Raw genomic sequence first — 2,130 nt, forward strand, 5'->3', positions numbered from 1 at the left:
GATCCGATCCCCCCTGAGCGCCACGAAGCCGGTCTCCCGCCGCGCCTTGTCCCGCAGAGTGTCGGCGGTCAAAAGGTGGGCCGAGGAGGGCGGGTCGATGACGTCGTCCATCGAGGCGAAGGCACGCATGATCAATGCGAGCACATCGTCCCAACGGTCGAAATCGGTCGGGATCCGCCTGATGGAGACTGCTTCGATCAGGTCCAAGAATTCAGCTTCTCTTGTAACGGATGGTGTCGAAGCGCGCCGCCAGCCCATCATAAAGCAGCAGCCGGCCGACCAGCGGTTCGCCCACGCCGGTGATCAGCTTGACCGCCTCCATGGCCTGCAGCGTGCCGATGACGCCGGTCAGCGCGCCAAGCACGCCGACTTCGGCGCAGGACGGCACCAGGCCCGGCGGTGGCGCCTCGGGAAACAGGTCACGATAGCCTGGGTTGGGCTTGCCGTCCTTGCCGTCTTCGAATGGCTTCAGCACCGTGACCGAGCCGTCGAAGCGTCCGACGGCGGCATGCACCAGCGGTTTCCCAGCGCTCGCGCAGGCATCGGCCACGGCGTAGCGCGTTTCGAAATTATCGGAACCGTCGACGACGATGTCATAGCGGGCGACGAGGGCAGGCGCATTGTCCGTGGTCAGCCGGAACGTATGCGGTTCGACTGTGGTATTGGGATTGATGCGGGCGATTGCCGCCTTGGCGCTGTCGGTTTTCAGCAGGCCGACAGTGTCGGTGCCGTGAATGACCTGACGCTGCAGGTTGGAGAGCGAAACGGTGTCGTCATCGACCACGCCGAGCGTGCCGACGCCGGCGGCGGCAAGATATTCAAGCACCGGGGCGCCCAGCCCGCCGGCGCCGATGACCAGCACCCGGGCCTGCTTCAGCCTCTGCTGTCCGGCGCCGCCGATTTCCGGCAGCACGATGTGGCGGGCATAGCGTTCGATCTCGTCTGCGGTCAGGGCGGCAGTGGTCATTGCCTGATCATACAGGCACGGAAAAACCTTGTCAGGGGTCTTCGGTTGGCCCAACCGTCCCGTGGTCGACGGTCAGGAATTGCGCACGGCCCTGGAGACTGGAAAACAGCGCAGCATCGGTTCCTGTCATGAATGCCTGGCAGTTCAGTTCCTCCAGGATGGAAAACAGCGCCGCGCGCCGCCCGCTGTCGAGATGCGCAGCGATCTCGTCGAGCAGCAGGATCGGCGTCATGCCCGACATTTCGCCGGTCAGCCTCGCGTGCGACAGCACGATGCCGACCAGCAGCGCCTTCTGCTCGCCGGTCGAGCAGAGCTCGGCCGGCATCGCCTTGGGGCGGTGCCGAACCACCAGGTCCGAACGGTGCGGGCCGTCGAGCGTACGTCCGGCGGCGCGATCGCGCTCGCGGCCCTCGGCAAGCGTCCGACGGAAGCGTTCCTCCACATCGACCGCCGGCGCCACGGCAATCTCGGCTTCCAGCTCGCCTGAAAGGCCGATATCGGCTTGCGGAAACGGTCCCGTGTCGGGCAGCCTGTCGATCATGGCGGCCAGCAGGCGCACCATCTCGGCGCGCGCCGCGGCAATCGCCACACCGGTTTCGGCCATCTGCGTCTCGATAGCGTCGAACCAGCGGTCGTCCCGAGAGCTTTCGGTAAGCAGTCGGTTACGACCGCGCATCGCCTTCTCGTAGTCGATCGCACGTTGCCCGTGGCCGGGGTCGATCGCCAGCACCAGCCGGTCGAGGAAGCGCCGGCGATCCGCGGCCGGTCCGGTGAATAACGCGTCCATGGCTGGCGTCAGCCAAACCACGCGCAGCCATTCCAGCATGTCCTCGGCCGAACGCGCCGAAGCTCCGTTGATGCGTACCCGCCTGCCGCCTTCGCCGGCGGTGTCACCGCCGGAAATGCCTGTTCCGATCTCGACCTGGCCATCAGGTCCGTCGAGCCGGGCATGCAGCGCAAAGCCGCCGTCGCCGCCCTCGCGCGCGACATCGGCGTAGGGCGCGCGGCGCAAGCCACGTCCCGGTGTCAAAAAGGAGATCGCTTCGAGGAGATTGGTCTTGCCGGCGCCGTTGTCGCCGGAAAAAACCACGGCACCTGGCGCCAGATCGATCGTCAGCGCCGCATAGTTGCGGAAATTAGTAAGTGTTAGCTTACTTATATGG

At 65.8% G+C, this 2,130-nt stretch carries 2 protein-coding genes and 1 pseudogene; all 3 read right to left on the reverse strand.

Annotated elements, in window-relative coordinates; all coding sequences use genetic code 11:
* Window positions 1-207 (reverse strand): annotated as a pseudogene (locus tag ENZ75_RS29765) (GNAT family N-acetyltransferase); the annotation flags it as partial.
* Window positions 208-211: 4 nt separating this feature from the next.
* Window positions 212-967 (reverse strand): molybdopterin-synthase adenylyltransferase MoeB, encoded by a 756-nt coding sequence (locus ENZ75_RS29770; RefSeq protein WP_013527879.1) that lies wholly within the window; start codon window positions 965-967, stop codon window positions 212-214.
* 31 nt (window positions 968-998) lie between these two features.
* Window positions 999-2,130: DNA replication/repair protein RecF (gene recF, locus ENZ75_RS29775; RefSeq protein ID WP_206527249.1), on the reverse strand; the 1,132-nt coding region annotated here is incomplete at its 5' end.

It is taken from the genome of Mesorhizobium sp. M7A.F.Ca.CA.002.04.1.1, from assembly GCF_004022805.1.
Taxonomy (GTDB): Bacteria; Pseudomonadota; Alphaproteobacteria; order Rhizobiales; family Rhizobiaceae; genus Mesorhizobium; species Mesorhizobium ciceri.